This is a genomic window from Pseudarthrobacter sp. RHLT1-30-1 (assembly GCF_059383415.1).
In genome coordinates this window covers 1-15106 of the sequence record NZ_JBWZCG010000040.1, presented here as the reverse complement: position 1 = coordinate 15106, position 15106 = coordinate 1, and the positions used below count along the sequence as shown (strand labels likewise).

General features: G+C 64.9%; 13 protein-coding genes. 4 read left to right on the top strand and 9 right to left on the bottom strand.

Annotation, left to right across the window (positions count from 1 at the left end; translation table 11 throughout):
- Positions 1-18: 18 nt before the first annotated feature.
- Positions 19-1338 (bottom strand): histidinol dehydrogenase, encoded by a 1320-nt coding sequence (hisD, locus tag AC50YM_RS19250; RefSeq protein WP_494958546.1) that lies wholly within the window; start codon positions 1336-1338, stop codon positions 19-21.
- A 172-nt stretch (positions 1339-1510) separates the two neighbouring features.
- Between hisD and AC50YM_RS19245 the strand changes: the two genes are divergently transcribed.
- Positions 1511-2443, top strand: a complete 933-nt coding sequence (locus AC50YM_RS19245; protein WP_494958545.1) for a LysR family transcriptional regulator — start codon at positions 1511-1513, stop codon at positions 2441-2443.
- A 36-nt stretch (positions 2444-2479) separates the two neighbouring features.
- On the opposite strand, the gene AC50YM_RS19240 is transcribed toward AC50YM_RS19245, so the two are convergent.
- Positions 2480-3214 carry a GAF and ANTAR domain-containing protein gene (locus AC50YM_RS19240; protein ID WP_494958544.1) on the bottom strand — a complete coding sequence of 245 codons (735 nt, stop codon included), beginning with the start codon at positions 3212-3214 and terminating at the stop codon, positions 2480-2482.
- Between the two features lie 113 nt (positions 3215-3327).
- On the opposite strand from AC50YM_RS19240, the gene AC50YM_RS19235 reads away from it, so the two are divergent.
- Positions 3328-3624, top strand: coding sequence for a PqqD family protein (locus tag AC50YM_RS19235; protein WP_494958543.1), 297 nt, complete (start codon positions 3328-3330; stop codon positions 3622-3624).
- On the top strand, positions 3624-4532 hold the full coding sequence (locus AC50YM_RS19230) for a nucleotidyltransferase family protein (RefSeq protein ID WP_494958542.1): 909 nt from the start codon (positions 3624-3626) through the stop codon (positions 4530-4532). The genes AC50YM_RS19235 and AC50YM_RS19230 overlap by 1 nt, the downstream gene beginning before the upstream one ends.
- On the opposite strand, the gene AC50YM_RS19225 is transcribed toward AC50YM_RS19230, so the two are convergent.
- The 7 genes from AC50YM_RS19225 to AC50YM_RS19195 form a co-directional block, all read right to left on the bottom strand.
- A complete protein-coding gene (locus tag AC50YM_RS19225) occupies positions 4529-5854 on the bottom strand; it encodes a MinD/ParA family ATP-binding protein (RefSeq protein ID WP_494958541.1) in 1326 nt (441 codons plus the stop codon). The genes AC50YM_RS19230 and AC50YM_RS19225 overlap by 4 nt on opposite strands.
- Positions 5855-5990: 136 nt before the next feature.
- Positions 5991-6881, bottom strand: coding sequence for a LysM peptidoglycan-binding domain-containing protein (locus AC50YM_RS19220; protein ID WP_494958540.1), 891 nt, complete (start codon positions 6879-6881; stop codon positions 5991-5993).
- 647 nt (positions 6882-7528) lie between these two features.
- Positions 7529-8341, bottom strand: a complete 813-nt coding sequence (locus AC50YM_RS19215; RefSeq protein ID WP_494958539.1) for an MBL fold metallo-hydrolase — start codon at positions 8339-8341, stop codon at positions 7529-7531.
- A 521-nt stretch (positions 8342-8862) separates the two neighbouring features.
- Positions 8863-9552: a CatB-related O-acetyltransferase gene (locus tag AC50YM_RS19210; protein WP_494958538.1), complete on the bottom strand. Its 690-nt coding sequence runs from the start codon at positions 9550-9552 to the stop codon at positions 8863-8865.
- Between the two features lie 298 nt (positions 9553-9850).
- Positions 9851-11293, bottom strand: coding sequence for a dihydrolipoamide acetyltransferase family protein (locus AC50YM_RS19205; protein WP_494958537.1), 1443 nt, complete (start codon positions 11291-11293; stop codon positions 9851-9853).
- A 2-nt stretch (positions 11294-11295) separates the two neighbouring features.
- Positions 11296-12408: an alpha-ketoacid dehydrogenase subunit beta gene (locus AC50YM_RS19200; protein ID WP_494958536.1), complete on the bottom strand. Its 1113-nt coding sequence runs from the start codon at positions 12406-12408 to the stop codon at positions 11296-11298.
- The gene (locus AC50YM_RS19195) at positions 12405-13655 is read right to left on the bottom strand and encodes a thiamine pyrophosphate-dependent dehydrogenase E1 component subunit alpha (RefSeq protein WP_494958535.1); all 1251 of its coding nucleotides are present in this window, start codon (positions 13653-13655) and stop codon (positions 12405-12407) included. Before AC50YM_RS19195 ends, AC50YM_RS19200 begins: the two co-directional genes overlap by 4 nt.
- Before the next feature lie 158 nt (positions 13656-13813).
- On the opposite strand from AC50YM_RS19195, the gene AC50YM_RS19190 reads away from it, so the two are divergent.
- Positions 13814-14278 carry an Lrp/AsnC family transcriptional regulator gene (locus AC50YM_RS19190; protein WP_494958534.1) on the top strand — a complete coding sequence of 155 codons (465 nt, stop codon included), beginning with the start codon at positions 13814-13816 and terminating at the stop codon, positions 14276-14278.
- The last annotated feature ends 828 nt before the right edge of the window (positions 14279-15106 follow it).

Below are 15106 nucleotides of genomic sequence, written 5' to 3'. Positions count from 1 at the left end.
TTTGCTAGGGATGGATTTCTATCGGTTGAAGCGGTCGAGCCGAAGGGTGGCAGTGGCTTTATGGGCTGCCATTCCCTCGGTGTCGGAGATGGTGGTGACGTAATTTGCCAGACGCGGCGTCGCACTTCTTTCGACGCGCTGGAAGGTGAGGGGTTTGAGGAACCGGGCTACGGAGAGCCCTGCCGATGACCGGGCGCCCCCGCCGGTAGGCAGCACGTGGTTGGTGCCTGATGATCCCTTGTCCGAGTAGGCCACCGTTGACCACGGCCCAAGGAAGATCGAGCCGTAGTTCTGCAGGTTCTCGTGATAGTACGAGTCGTCCGAGGTCTGGATTTCCAGGTGCTCCGGCGCCAGCAGGTCCATGATCCGCACCGCCGTCTCCCGGTCCTCGGCCACGTAGACGGTGCCGTAGTCCCGCCAGGCGGGTCCGGCGATGTCCCGGGTGGCCAACGTCTTCAACTGCTTGTTGATGTGCCGGATGACCTCTCCGCCAAGCTCGTGGGAGGTGGTTACCAGCGACGCCGGCGACTGCGGGCCGTGTTCTGCCTGGCCGAGGAGATCAGCAGCCACAAGTTCGGCGTCGGCGGATTCATCGGCGATCACGGCGACCTCGGACGGGCCAGCCAGGAGGTCGATGCCGACGCGACCGAACAGTTGCCGCTTGGCCTCTGTAACGTAGGCGTTTCCTGCGCCGACCAGGATGTCGGCCGGCTGCTCCCCCAGCAGTCCGAAGGCCATGGCGGCCATGGCCTGCACCCCGCCGAGGGCGAACGCCCTGTCGACGCCGGCCAGGTACGCGGCATACAGCACTGCGGGGTTGCCAACACCCGAACCGGTTGGCGGCGTGCAGGCCAGGACGTTACGGACGCCCGCGGCCTTGGCGACTCCTACGGTCATGAAGGCGCTGGCAAGAATCGGAAATCGGCCGGCCGGAAGATAGGCTCCGACGCGTGACACCGGGACGTACTTCTGCCCTGTGAAGACTCCGGGGATAAGTTCGACTTCAAAGTCGCTGAGGTGTTCACGCTGCTCAACCGCGAACAGCCTGGTCCGCTCGGCACTGGCCATCAGGGCCTCCCGGAGTTCCGGGGAGAGGGAATCACCGGTCCTGGCCAGCTCTTTCTGACCGATCTCCAGACTCGCACCCTGCCACCCGTCCAGCTCCCGGGCGTATTTGAGGACCGCGTCCATCCCGCTGGTCTCGATGTCGGCGAGCATCGCGGAGACCGTCGCCACGACTTCGGGAAGCCTTTGTGCCGGAACGCTCTCGACCGCAGGGCCCTTGAGGGTGACGAAGGTCCCCGGGATGTGGGCTCTGTCACGTTCGGTTATGTGCATGGAAAACAAGCTACTGGCCCTTTGGGTTACAGCACAACGGGACCTAAACAGGGGTCTGCCATAGGGTTGCCCTATGCCGGAAGTGGCGGAATACTTCAAGATAACCGCGCCGTTCTACGCCTGAAAAACGATTACAACGCGCCGGTTTCGTTCCGATTGCAGGGGAGAAACCATGACGCTCGCGCAGCTCCGGGCCTTCCTTGCGGCCTATGAGCTGGGTTCCTTCACGGCCGCGGCAAGAAAACTGGAAACAAGCCAGGCCTCTGTCTCTGAGCTCATCAGCAGGCTCGAACACGAACTGGAGCACAGCCTTTTCATCCGTGGCGGGCGGCAACTCATTCCCACGACGGCGGCTGTTGAGTTGCAGGTGCACGCACTGCAGGCGGTCACATCGTTCGACAACGGCGTGGAGGCGCTGAAAGCTATGTCGTCGCTGGAAGGCGGTGTCTGCACCTTCGGAGTGCTGCGGTACGGGGCCCACTACGACCTTGCCGACCTGGTCCAGCGCTTCCACCGCCGGTATCCCCAAGTGAAGGTTCGCCTGGTGGGTTTGAACTCCGTGACGGTGGCCGAGTCCGTGGCGTCGGGTGAAATCGAGGCCGGGCTCATCGTCCTGCCGGTGGCAGAAGCGGGCCTGCAGGTCAGGCCGCTTTTCCGGGACGAAGTCTTTTTCGTATCGGCTACCCGGCCGCCCTCGCGCGGTCCCATGACCATCGAGGAACTCGCTGAGTCAAAGCTTGTGCTCTACGACGCCTTCGCCGGCTGGCGTGACCCCACCCGCCGGCAGATTCTCGAGCGGGCCCGCCTCAGAGGGCTGAAAATTGAACCGGCCATCGAGGTGGAACACGTCGATACCGCCCTTGGGTTAGTCGCCACCGGGGCGGCGGGCACCTTCGTTCCCCAGGCCATCGCCAGCGGACCGGGCTTTCCGAAAAACATCCATGCCGTCCCCTTTGCGGAACCTTTGTACGACACGATCGCGCTGATTCAGCGCGAGGGCGCGTACCTGTCACCCGCAACCCGAAAGATGGCCCAAATGGCCGCCCGTACCCTGCTGTCCAAGGTGGCCCCGGGACAAGCCATCGGGCGCTCAACTCTGCACTAGACCCAGTCGGCGGGAGCCGTCATGTCGCCGGGGCGCTCAGGGCTCGAAGTGCGTCCGGACGGTCCCGTCGGTGAGATTCCGCAGGACGTCGGCGGCGACGTCGCGGAGCTTCTGGTTCCGGTTGCTGGAGACCTGGGTGAGGATGCCCATGGCCTCTTCCTGGGTGCAGCGGTTCTGTGCCATGATGACGCCGCAGGCCAGGTCAATCGACGTGCGGTGCTCCATGGCGGCCTTCAGGTCCTCGGCCCGGGATTGTTCGGTGCCGATCCGGACGGCCAGGCGGAGGGAGCGGCCGGCCAGGTCGGCGAAGCCGGCGGCCTCGGCAACAATGTCCGGGGTGAAGATCCCGGTGTCCGCGCCGAAGAAGTTCAGCGCGGCGGCTGCGTTGTCGCCGATTTCCAGGGGTACGCCGAGCGTGCTGCGGATGCCCTGGGCCGCGAGCTGCTGCTGGTAGTCCGGCCAGCGCGGATCAGTGGCGACGTCGGCGAGCAGGACTACGGACTTCGTTCGGAGCGCCTCGATGCAGGGGCCGTCGCCCATGGCTTGCTCGATGCGGTCCAGGATGATGGCCCGGGGGCTGCTCCCGGCCACCGTCATGGTCCTCTTCCGGCGCTGCAACGTCACGCCGCATTCGATCTCGGCGGCGGCTGCGGAGCTGAGCGTGGCCGCGGAGAATCCAGCGAGTTGGCCGAGGAAGTCCTCAACGTTCTCGGTTCCCATCAGCAGGTCCTGCAGTTGCAGGGCGGCTTCGTCCCCGGCGTTGTTGGTCATGCCTAAATCTAAGTCGGGCCCCGGCGCGAAACAACTGCCCTGCTGCGCGGTAGCATGAAGCTTCGCGAGGGCCGGCGGTAAGTTCTGGCCTTTCTAGTGCCGGTGGAGGGCTTTTGACAGAACAGGTGTGGCGAGTCAGTTCTGACGTCGCTTTTGTTCAGAGTCCCGACGGCGGCCGCGTCGCCGTGCTGCATCTGAGTCAGGACGTGCCCGTCATCCTCGTGGGAACGGCCGCATCCGTCTGGAACGGGTTGGACGGGACCAGAACCGAGAACGACCTCATCGAGGAGCTTGCCCGCGAATACGGTTCCGATGCCTCCACGATCCGCGGGGATGTGCTGGGCCTGATCCACGATTTGAGCCGCGGCGGAATGATCACACAGTCTCACCGGGACAAGGACGCCGGCTGATGGATCCCGCGGAGATCCTGCACCAAAACGAAGCAGTCCTCCTCGCCACGGCTCTGGTAAGCCATGTTGCAGCATCAGCTGACGTGCCGGTCCTATTCATCAAAGGTCCTGCCGCCACCATGATGGGACTGCGCGAAAAACACGTCTCTGCGGATGTGGATGTGCTTGTCCGCCCGGAGCACCTGGACAAAATGGTGGAGCTCCTGGGCACAAGAGGCTGGCTCGAACGGCCGTCCGGCGTGGCAGTTGTTCGCCGGTATTCGCATTCCCGGACGCTTTACCATCCGCAATGGAACTGCGATATCGACGCACACTACAGATTTCCCGGAATAGAAGCCCCACCCGGGAGAGCCTTCGAAACGCTGTGGCGTGACAGGCAGTATCTGGTGATGGCAGCCAGAAACGTGGCTGTTCCCTCGACCCCGGCAGCGGTGATTTTCCAGGCCCTGCACAGCCTCCGGGCTCTGGACGATTCACGCCATCAGCGCGAGTACTCAGGGTTGCTCGAGCGGGTCGACGCCAGCATGCACCAGAAGATCACAGATCTCAGCCGAGAGCTGCGGGCGACGGCAGCTCTGAAACCGCTCCTGAATGATCTGGGCATTACAGATCTGTCGGTCCGGCCGGAAAATGTTAGTGAGGAGTGGCGCCACCGCACTTCGGTACAGGGCACGGGGTCGGCTTATCTGGTCGCTCTCATGGAAAGTCCTTGGCGCGACAAACCGCGGGTGCTTGCCCGCACGGCCTTCCCCTCACGGGAAACCTTGCGGGAGCGCAACCTCCACCTCGACGACTCCGTTGCCGGGCTGCTAAGGGTCCATCTTGCGCGCTGGGGGCGCGGCGTGGTTGGACTTCCGGCAGCGGCCCGGAAGATCAGGGCCTTACGCCGCGGGCAGAGGTCCCTTTAGACGTATCCGTCCACGATGGCGGCCGCGATTTCCTTGTAGGCGCGCCGGGTTTCCGGGCGGAGCGCGTCGAGGGTGACCAGGTCGCCGTCGGCCACGCCGCGGTCGTGCGGGACGGCGATCAGCTGGCGGCAGATGCCGGAGAGGTGGTCCTCGATGGCGTCCTTGTCCACCCGGGAGGAGACCTCGTCCTTGTCCGTGATGACCACGATCGCGTTGCGCGCCAAGTCCTCGTAGCCGTGGCTGGCGAGCCAGAGCAGCGTGCTGCGGGCCCGTTTCGCGCCGCTCACGGCATAGCCCGCCGCGATGATGAGGTTGTCGGCGGACTGGAGGATGCCGCTCATGGCGTTGTGGGTGACGCCGGTGCCGCAGTCGGTGAGGGCCACGGAGTAGTAACCGGAGATGAGCTTGCGGATCCTCAGGTATTCCTCGGCCGTCAGGGAGTCCGAGACCTCGGGGTCCTGTTCCCCTGCGATCAGGTGCAGCCGGCCGGCGTGGTGCATGTACCGCGCCAGGCCGGTGAGGGAATCGACGGATTCGACGTTCTGCAGCAGGTCGGTGATGGTGCGGGGGCTTTGCTGCTGGTAGATGCCTTCGCCGAGGGCGCGCTCCACGAGGTCGCCGGAGTCCGGGTTCGCGTCGATCGCGCACGGCGGGTCGCCCCGGTACTCGGCCAGGGTCAGTCCGACGCCGACGGTCGTGGAGGTCTTGCCGATGCCGCCCTTGAGGCTCAATACGGCGGTGTTGTAGCTGCCCTGCAGCTGGCGGGAGATTCTCCGGGCGAGTTCGTCTTCCTCGCGCTGCCGGGCATTGGGGCCCAGGTTCAGCCCGCCGCCGGTCATCTTGTAGAGGGCGCCGCGGAAACCGCCGACCGGGCGGGGCTTCTGCTCTCGGACAAAGAGCCCCGCTGAGTTGGTGAAGTCAGGAGCGGGTGTTGCCAGAGCCGCTGCGCGGCTTTCGGACCGGCTGGAGCGGAGCGGCATGGGTGGGACCGAGGGTGCTGTTTCGGGTGCGGCGGGCATGGCTGCGGGCGAAGGAGTCCGGGAGGACAAGGCAGCCGTGGAGGCGTCCACTGGCACAGAGGTGATGGGGGCGCTGTCGAGAGGTGCACGGCCAGGCGCGGCCGGCGCGTCCGCGGCTGCGGCAGCCTCGGCCCAGGAGCCGCTGCGGGCTGTGCGCACTGTCGGGCTGTCGAAGCCGTCGGTCGTGATGATGGGCATGGTTCCTGTCCAGGCGTCGGAGTCATCGCCGCGGCGGCGGTCACGCCGGCGCCGAAGCTCTGGCTGTTCTGCCTCCGCGGCAGCATCGGCTGTGTCGTTGTCCACCGGATCGGGCATATTGGTCCCCCCTGGGACTCACAGCGCAGGCCGCTGCGGTGCTCGTATGAATTGGTACAAGCGCAAGTCTAGGCGCACACGCATTGGCAAGCGGACCAGCGAGCGCCCGCACAGAAGGTTCCGGCTAGTTCAGCGCAATCAGCAGCATCTGGTTGGTGCCGGGAATGCAGGTTTGCAGGATCGCCCGGGGGAAGCCCCCGAAGACGGCGGCGACGGCGTTGGTGGTGGCGCCCTGGGCAACCTGCCCGCGGCCACTTGCGGTGTAGGTGCCGTAGCCGGAGATGACCACGGTTTCGCCGACGCCGATCCCTGAGAACCGCGCCCACCCACCGCAGAAGTCGTGTTCGGTGATGAACAGCGAATAGGCATCCGTCGGGGTGAAGTGGATGGGGCCGATGCACTTGTCCACCATGGCCTGCCCGCCCGAGCCTGCCACGAAGATAGTGCGCGCAGCGGGCGCGGCCGGCGCCGCCAATGCCCTAGCGGCGGGAACCGGGGCTGCGGGCGCGGGGGCCAGCGCAGCAGGAGCCGCCGGGGGGCCCGTGAGCTTCAGTGTCTGGCCTGGCTCGATAATGCTGTACGCGCCCAGCCCGTTGGCTGCAAGCATGGCGTAGACATCGACACCGAAGCGCGACGCGATCGCGCCGACTGTGTCGCCGGCAACCACTACATACTGGTTGGAATCCACGGCGGCCTCCGGAGGAGCCGCCGCCTGGGGTTCGGAAACTGCACCTGCGGCGGGAGCCTCCGGAGCCGCGTCCGTCGGAGGTTCGGAAGCCACAACTTGGGCGATAGAGGGCTCGGGCGACGGTTCCGCCGCCCCCGGCGACGAGATCTCCGGTGCCGACATGCTCTGGCCCACTGGTGTTGCGGTCACCCCGGCGGGCGGTTGGAGCGCCAGGGAGGCGGCCAGAACGCAAGCAATCAGCAACGGACCCGCGGCGGTAAGCGTTTTGGAGGTGTGATTCGTCGGGCGGTTGCCCGGGAGACCGTGCTCATTCGGAACCATCTGCATCAGCCCGCTTCATGACCAGCGCCAACCGGGCCTGGCCTTGAGCAGAGCTCAAGACTTAGGGCGGCTGCACACTAATCACGAATCACGACGCGGTGGCAGACACCCCGAACCCGGCAGGAGATCCCGGGCAGTTCCGGACTTAGCCTGAGCGTATTAAGCAGAAAGGCAGTCCACACGGGTATTCGCTACCCGGGTTTTTCAGCGGAGCCACGTGCCTGAACAGCGGCCTACTCTGTTGATGTGGCGAGCGTTGGGGCTGCTGCACCGGAAACGCCGCAACGCTTGTTGCAGTTACGCAGACGCCCGGGCCATCGGGTGCGGGTGTCTTGCCTACTTCTCAGAGGCGTGTCAGCGCCAGAACGACGACAGCGATTGTCACAGCAGCGAGGACAAGGAGGCCGACGTACGCCCACCATTTTGGTTGTTTACGGTGCGGGTTGATGTCAATGTAAGGCAAAGCTGGGGTACCTGTCGTTGAAGGGCGGACGTTTCCGGTCGGCCTTCGAGACGAAGGGATCGACGTGCGCCCCGGGATCCCCATCCCCCGGGCGAGCTGAACGCTAGCGTTCCTGGACCCTTGCGGATCCTCCACGAGGTTACTTACGAGTTACCGGCGCTGTCCACCGACGCGCCCAATGATCCGCTGTTCAGCGTTGCTGCGTCTCCTGCAGGCGCTTGATAAACCAGCGCGACTGCTCCGGTCCATAGGGCAGGATCGGAATGGCCTTGGTAGCGTCGTCAGGGGTTTCCCGCGTGGCCTGGGTGGCCTGCCGCACTGCTGTGGTCATGGTGTTCGCCATGGTCTTTACGAACTGATCGCTGCAAGGCTCGCCGTGCCCGGGAATCAGGAATTCATACCGGTGACGCAGGGCCGAGACGTGCCGGAGGACATCTGCCCACTCCTCGGGGTAGGAATCCTCGAAGGACGGGTGTGAGCCCTGCTCCACCAAGTCCCCGGCGAAGAGAGTCGTGGTCGTCCCGACGAGAAGGTCGCCATCGGTGTGTCCGCGACCGAGGTAAAAAAGCGTGACGGTCTGGCCGCCGAGATCCACCAGGACCGGTTGGTCCTTCACGATTGCGTTTGGAACGACGAGCTCAGTGTTGCTGCCGTCGCCGGCAGCCATCTCCGGCTCATCGGTAGCCACGGCGCGGCGCTGGTTGTCGCCGTTCTCGTCGATCTCCGCGGCGCAGTTCTCGTGCGCCCAGAACTCGGTGACGCCCGCATCGGCGAACACCGCATTCCCGAAGAAATGGTCGTAGTGGGCGTGAGTATTGACTACGACGAGCGGCAACTGGGTCTTTTCCCGCACGGCGTCAAGGATCTCGCCTCCCTGCCGAGGGCCGCAACCGGTGTCGATCACCAGAGCGCGTTCGGAGCCGACCACCAGCCCGGTGTTGAGCAGCGAACCTTGGGTGGTCAGGACGTGGTTGTCCGGGCCAACCTCGAGCCATCGTGACATTGAGAATCTCCGTATTCCGGCGTTGTTCCGGCGTCGTTGGTGCGATGTTCTGCCCACGATTGTACCCACCCGAGCTGGCCGAAAGCTGGATGCAAGAAGCGTACGGGAATACGTACTTTTAGCTTGGCGCTGGCTTTACTCAATTTTCCGGCGGCGCCGATCCTTACCTCTGTCCGGGGCAGCAAAATGGGAAGCGGCCTGCGGCTCCGCCCTAGCAGATGCGGCGGTCGATCGTAAGCACCTCCCGGAACATGTGAGTGGTCTGGGCATTGCAGGAGACTAACACCTGTCTCATCCGTCTGGGCCGCCCATCCCCGACCCGCTCTGCGCTTGTTCACCGTAGGGCCCCGCATCGCAGATAGTGATTCGGTTAAGTGACAGTGAGCGTTCAGTCGCCTCTCCTTGGGAGGCATACTCTCCTATTCAGTGCTCACCAGTCTGCTGAACATGGCCGACGTAGTGCCAGTGCGGCGAAATGTCGCGGACGTTGGGTACCTTTCTTCGGCCAAAAACCTGAAGATCTATATGGTAGCCCCAGCGAGAGGCGGGCTTTTTTCGCCCAGCATGTCGGTGAAGGATTTTCCGGCGGCAACCAGGGGTCCAAGCTCGACCAAACGTTCGGCTGGCCAGTCCCACCACGCCAAAGCCAAGAGTTTTTCAATTACATCATCGGTGAATCGCTGACCGATTGGCCTGGCCGGGACTCCCCCTACAATGCTGAACGGCTCGACGTCCTTGGTGACTACGGCTCCGGCCGCAATAATCGCGCCATGTCCGATGGTGACGCTCTGCAAGATTATTGCCGAGCTTCCGATCCAGACGTCGGAACCAATGACGGGCGGGCTGGGGAACTCGTCCACGTCAATGTGTACGCCTACAATGTTTTCCTTGCCGTATATAAAGGGCGACGTCGAGATGTGACGCGCGGGGTGCTGCTCGGCCCCGATCTGGCAGTAATGGGCGATAGAACAGAACCGGCCAATAGAACCCGAGAACAAGATCGCACCCCTATTCACGTAAGAGTAGTCGCCCAAGGTAACGCCGCCGTTAATGACAACGTCTGCTGCCACACCGACTTGGATGCCCAATGCCGCACCGGGCAGTACGTCACCAGACCACACATATCCAGCACGGGGAAATCGACGGCGCGCCTGGAAGAGTCGTAACTCTTTGCGCAGAAAAGAAGGAACGAGTGACCCCAGATTGCTCATAACCCGATCCTAGTCCACGCTGCAGGTGCACATGAGCACTGAAGAGTACCGATGCTTCCCCGAAAACGCGCTGGGTCGAACCTTATGCGGTCCACCTGTTGCCTCCTCACCACCGACATGCATGGCTAAAGGGCGCCGAATTGAGGCACGCAATTTCCTAAGCCAGTCAAGTCGAGGCGCGCTGGATCCACGCCCGGAACTCAAGGCCCGGTGCAACCATCTCGGGGCCGCCTGTAGCCACCAAAGTTGATGTTCCGACTTCACCGGATCAGCTGGCGTGAGGTCGACTTCGGGCGTCTCACATGTCAGCTAGCACCGACCCTGGGTTCTCGATCGCGTCAGCCACGTAACGCAGGAAGCCGCCGGCGGTTCCGCCGTCGCAGACCCGGTGGTCGAAAGTCAGTGTCAGTTCGGTGACCTTCCGGACGGCCAGCGCGCCGTTGACCACCCAGGGTTTATCGATGATGCGCCCGACGCCAAGGATTCCCACTTCGGGGTGATTGATGATCGCGGCGGAGCCGTCCACTCCGAACACCCCGTAGTTGTTCAGCGTGAAGGTGCCGCTGCCCAGTTCCGCGGGGCTGGCCTTGCCGTCGCGGACGACGGCAGTGAGCCGGCGGATTTCCGCGTCCAGTTCGCGCGCGCTGAGTTTGTCCGCGTTGCGCACTGAGGGCACCATCAGTCCGCGGTCGGTTTGGGCCGCGAAGCCGAGGTTGACCCCGTCGAAGGCCAGAATCTCCTGGGAGGTTCCGCCGGTGGTGTCCTCGGTGGTAACAATCCGGGTGTTCAGTTCGGGGAACTTCTTCAGCCCTGCGGTGACGAAGCGCGCGATGAAGGCCAGCAGACCCGGGGTGTGGTGCGGATCGGCCTTCTTCAAGGCGGCGCGCGTCTCCACGAGGGCGGTGGCGTCGACATCGACCCAGACTGTCGCCTCGGGGATCTCGGAGCGGCTGCGCGTCAAGTTCGCCGCAACGGCCTTCCGGACGCCACGGACGGCGGTCCGCCCAGTAATGCCGAGCCCGGTGCGGGCATCGGTGTCACCGGAGGTCGGGACCGGCGTGGCTTCGGCAGGTCCAGCCGCAGGATGCTCAAGCACAGACGGCTTGATGACAGCCTCGACATCGCGGCGCATGATGAGTCCGCTGGCCCCGGATCCCTGGAGTTCGCCCAGATCAACCCCGTGATCCCTCGCCATCCGCCGGACTAGCGGGGAAATAACGGCCCCCAACTTCCCGGGAACCCTTGTGTGCTTCAGGAGCAGGTCATCCGCGGCCGTCTCGGCGGCGGACACCTGAGCCTCCGGCTCAGCAATCGCAGTCCCGGCCGAAGACTTCCGCGGCCGTGTCCTGCGGGCAACTCCGTGCCCGCCCGGCGTCCCGTACCCGATTAGGACGTTCCCGGACCCTGCTTTCTCTTCCTCGCGGTAGACCTCGGCGGCAGCCTCAGCAGTTTCGGCAGACGCAGCCACCGCGGCAGCGGCAGGCGCAGCCGCCGCGCCGACGGGCGTCACCGAGATCAGCGGCTTCCCGACGTCGAGGGTCTGGCCGGGTTCGCCATGCAGCACGGCGACGGTGCCGGCGTACGGGGAGGGTACCTCGACCATGGACTTGGCCGTCTCAACTTCGGCGATGGGCTGGTCGACGCGGATTTCGTCGCCCACGGCCACGAGCCAGTTCACGAGTTCGGCTTCGGTGAGGCCTTCGCCGAGGTCCGGGAGGAGGAATACTTTCGGTTCGCTCATGGTCAGTCTTCCCACTGGAGGTCGTCAACGGCGTCGAGGATGCGGTCCACGCCGGGAAGGTAGTAGTGCTCGAGTTTCGGTGCCGGGTACGGGACGTCGAAGCCGGTGACGCGGCGGATCGGCGCGGCCAGGTGGTGGAAACAGCGTTCCTGGACCCGGGCGACAATTTCGGAGGACACGGAGGCGAAGCCGTGTGCCTCGGCGATGACCACGGCGCGGCCGGTCTTGCGCACGGAATTGCAGACGGTCTCGTCGTCGAACGGCACGATCGAGCGGACGTCGATCACTTCGAGCGAGCGTCCTTCCTCGGCTGCCGCCGCGGCGGCGGCCAGCGCCGTCGGCACGGAGGGCCCGTAGGCGATCAGCGTCGCGTCGGTGCCGGGACGGGCGACGGCGGCCTTGCCCTCGGAGGAGGTACCGCGTTCGGCGTTCTCGGCGTGTTCGGCGCGGAGCGCGCCCAGGTCCACCTGGTCCTTGGACCAGTAGAGCTTCTTGGGCTCCATGAACATCACAGGGTCGTCGGAGTCGATGGCCTCGCGGAGCATCCGGTAGCCGTCGGCGACGGTGGCCGGGGTGAAGACCTTGAGCCCGGCGGTGTGGGCGTAGTAGGCCTCAGAGGAGTCGCAGTGGTGCTCCACCCCCCCGATGCCGCCGGCGTAGGGCACTCGGATGACCATCGGCAGTTTCACGGCGCCCTTGGTGCGGTTGTGCATCTTGGCGACATGGCTGACGATCTGTTCGAAGGCCGGGTAAGCGAAGGCGTCGAACTGCATTTCAATGACCGGGCGCATGCCGTTCATCGCCATGCCGACGGCCATGCCGACGATACCGGACTCGGCAAGCGGGGTGTCGAAGCAGCGGCTCTTACCGAAGGTCTTGGTGAGCCCGTCGGTGATCCGGAAGACACCTCCGAGCAGGCCGACGTCCTCGCCGAAGACAAGGACCGAGGGGTCCGCGTGCATGGCGTCGGCCATGGCCGTGTTCAGTGCCTTCGCGAGGGTGATGGTCTGCGGGCCAGTTTGCCCGGCGACAGCGGCGGCCGTGGCGGCGGCGCGTGCGGTGGCGGCGCTGACGTTGCCGTTCGCCTCGGACGAGGTGGTGAGGGTGGGGCTCATCGTGCTGTCTCCGTCTTCGATGCGGCGTCGCGGGCGAGTTCGTCGGCGACCAGGGCGAACTGTTCCTTCAGCTGCGGGGTCGGAGTGGAGAAGACGTACCTGAAAAGGTCCAGCGGTTCCACCGGGACTTCCTCACTCAGGCCCTCGCGGAGCTGGGTGGCAACGGCTTCGGCCTTCTCGGCAATCCCGGCGGCGCGTTTGTCGTCGAGCAGTCCGCGGTCGGTCAGGTAGGACTTCATGCGGCTCAGCGGGTCTTTGGTCACCCATTCGGCGACTTCGCTGTCCTGGCGGTACCGGGTGGCGTCGTCGGCGTTGGTGTGGGCCTGCATGCGGTAGGTGTGGGCCTCCACGAGCAGGGGGCCGGAGCCTTCCCGGGCGAGCCGTACGGCGCGGCCCAGCACGGCGAGGAGGGCGACGATGTCGTTGCCGTCGACGCGTTCGCCAGCCATGCCGTAACCCACGGCCTTGTGGGCGAGCGACGGGGCGACGGACTGGTGCGCCAGTGGGACGGAGATCGCGTACTGGTTGTTCTGGACGAAGAACACGACCGGCAGGTGGAACACCGCGGCGAAGTTCAGTGCCTCGTGAAAGTCGCCCTCGCTGGTGGCGCCGTCGCCGCACATGGCCAGGACCACGGTGTCCTCGCCGCGCAATTTGGCGGCGTGGGCGACGCCGACGCCGTGCAGCAGCTGAGTGGTCAGCGGGGTGCACTGGATGCCGACCTTGTGTTTGGCCGGGTCGTAGCCGCCGTGCCAGTCGCCGCGGAAGAGCGTCATGGTCTGGACGGGATCCACGCCGCGGGCCATCACGGCCACGGAGTCGCGGTAGGTGGGGAACATCCAGTCGCCCTCGGACAGGCAGAGGGCGGCGGCGACCTGGCAGGCCTCCTGGCCGTGGCTGGACGGGTAGACGGCCATGCGGCCCTGGCGGACGAGGGCGGAGTTCTGGTCGTTGACGCGGCGTCCGACGACGAGCTGCTCGTAGGCGGCCAGCAGTTCCTCGTCGCCGGGGAGGGTGTATTCGTGGCCGGGCTGCGTGCCCTGTTCGGAGTGCGGGTTCAGGGTGCCGTCCGGGCCGACGATCTGGATCTGGTGCCGTGCCGGCAGCATGTAGTCCTCGACAGTGATGCCGAACTTCCGCACCGCCTCGCTGGCGGCGTCTTCCGGTGCGCAGTCGGGCGCCGAAGCGCCAGGTGCCTGGTCCTCGTTTGCCGGGTGCTGGGCAGTGTGGTCTGCGGAGATCGTCATTGGTCTGTCCTTCTGTAGCCACTATTCATTCCAAGTATGGCGCGGGACGATGTTTCGTATCCAGCTCTCCGATAAATCGTGGAGATGTCCAAACAATTCGCCTACTCTGAAAGACAGATCGTAAGGGTGAGCTGAATACCGGCGGGAGTTGTGGACGAATGGCAGAGACGGACGGGGACCAGACGGCGGTGCCGCTGGATGGTGTGGACCGAAACATAATCGCGGAATTGACTCGGGACGGCCGCATGTCCGTCACGCAGGTCGCCGAGAACGTCCACATCTCGCGCGCCCACGCCTACACGCGGATTTCGCGGCTGACCGGCGAGGGTGTGCTGACCAAGTTCACGGCACTGATAGATCCGATTAAGGCCGGCCTGAAGTCCTCCGCTTACGTGACACTGAAGGTACGGCAGCATTCCTGGCGGGAGCTCCGGGAACTGCTACGTGCCATCCCGGAAGTGCACCATATCGCATTGGTGGGCGGGGACTTCGATGTCATCCTGCTGGTGCGCGCCGTGGATAACGTCGATCTGCGGAGGGTGATCTTCGATCAGTTGCAGTCGATGCCAGGAGTGCTGGATACGCAAACGTTTCTGGTGTTCGAGGATCTGGACACTCGGTAAAAAGCCCGGAATTACGCGGGCATCACTGACTGGCAGTATTTACTCGCCGAGACAATCAGGCCGTGGCTGACCGAGGCTCAACGGCGGCGGCACGGCGGAGCGCTCGGACCTCCAGATCGGAGGCAACAACTGGCGCGCCTAGAGCTCCAGCCTGCCCCGCCAACCTTCACGAAGTCGACCGAATAGATTTCGCGGCCGCCCCACCCCCCCGACAAAGCAGGCAGGTGGCGGACAGCGGATTGGCTTGCCCGCGGACACTCACGCGATTCCCGGTTCGCCGCAACTCACGACCTGACGAGACTACTTCGTTCCGCCCGGGCATCAACGCAGCGGCCGGGCGAAGAGCCAGTCCCCGACGTCCTGGTGGTCCCGGCCGTCGACTACGCCCAGGACCTGCCCCTGTTCAGATCAACAACGGTCGTTATCCACGGTTCGTTCCGGGTCCATGTGCTGGAGTCAGGGTCGGGGAAATACCCCACGGACCGGAACCGGTGGTCATCGATGGAAGCGCCGTTCCTTCCGCCGCATCGCGACGACACCGCAGCTGGGGCAGCCCGGAGGCTGGTCCGTTGCAACCACGATCTGGCAGCGGCTGTCCTACAGAAGGTGGCGGAGATGATGGTGAGTCGGAACCGGTTGAAGACGCCGGGTCAGCGTCGGCCGGCCGCCCGGTAGGCTTAATCAATGCTCGCCGTCCTGTTCCTGATTGTGTGCTAGCCCGGGGTTTTCATGAGGGTGGGGCCCGCAGGGTGTGTTTAAGCGACGAAAGGTGCTTCTGAGCTGGGAAAATAGTGTTGTTGACGCACTGTTCTACCGGCTGAAAGAAGC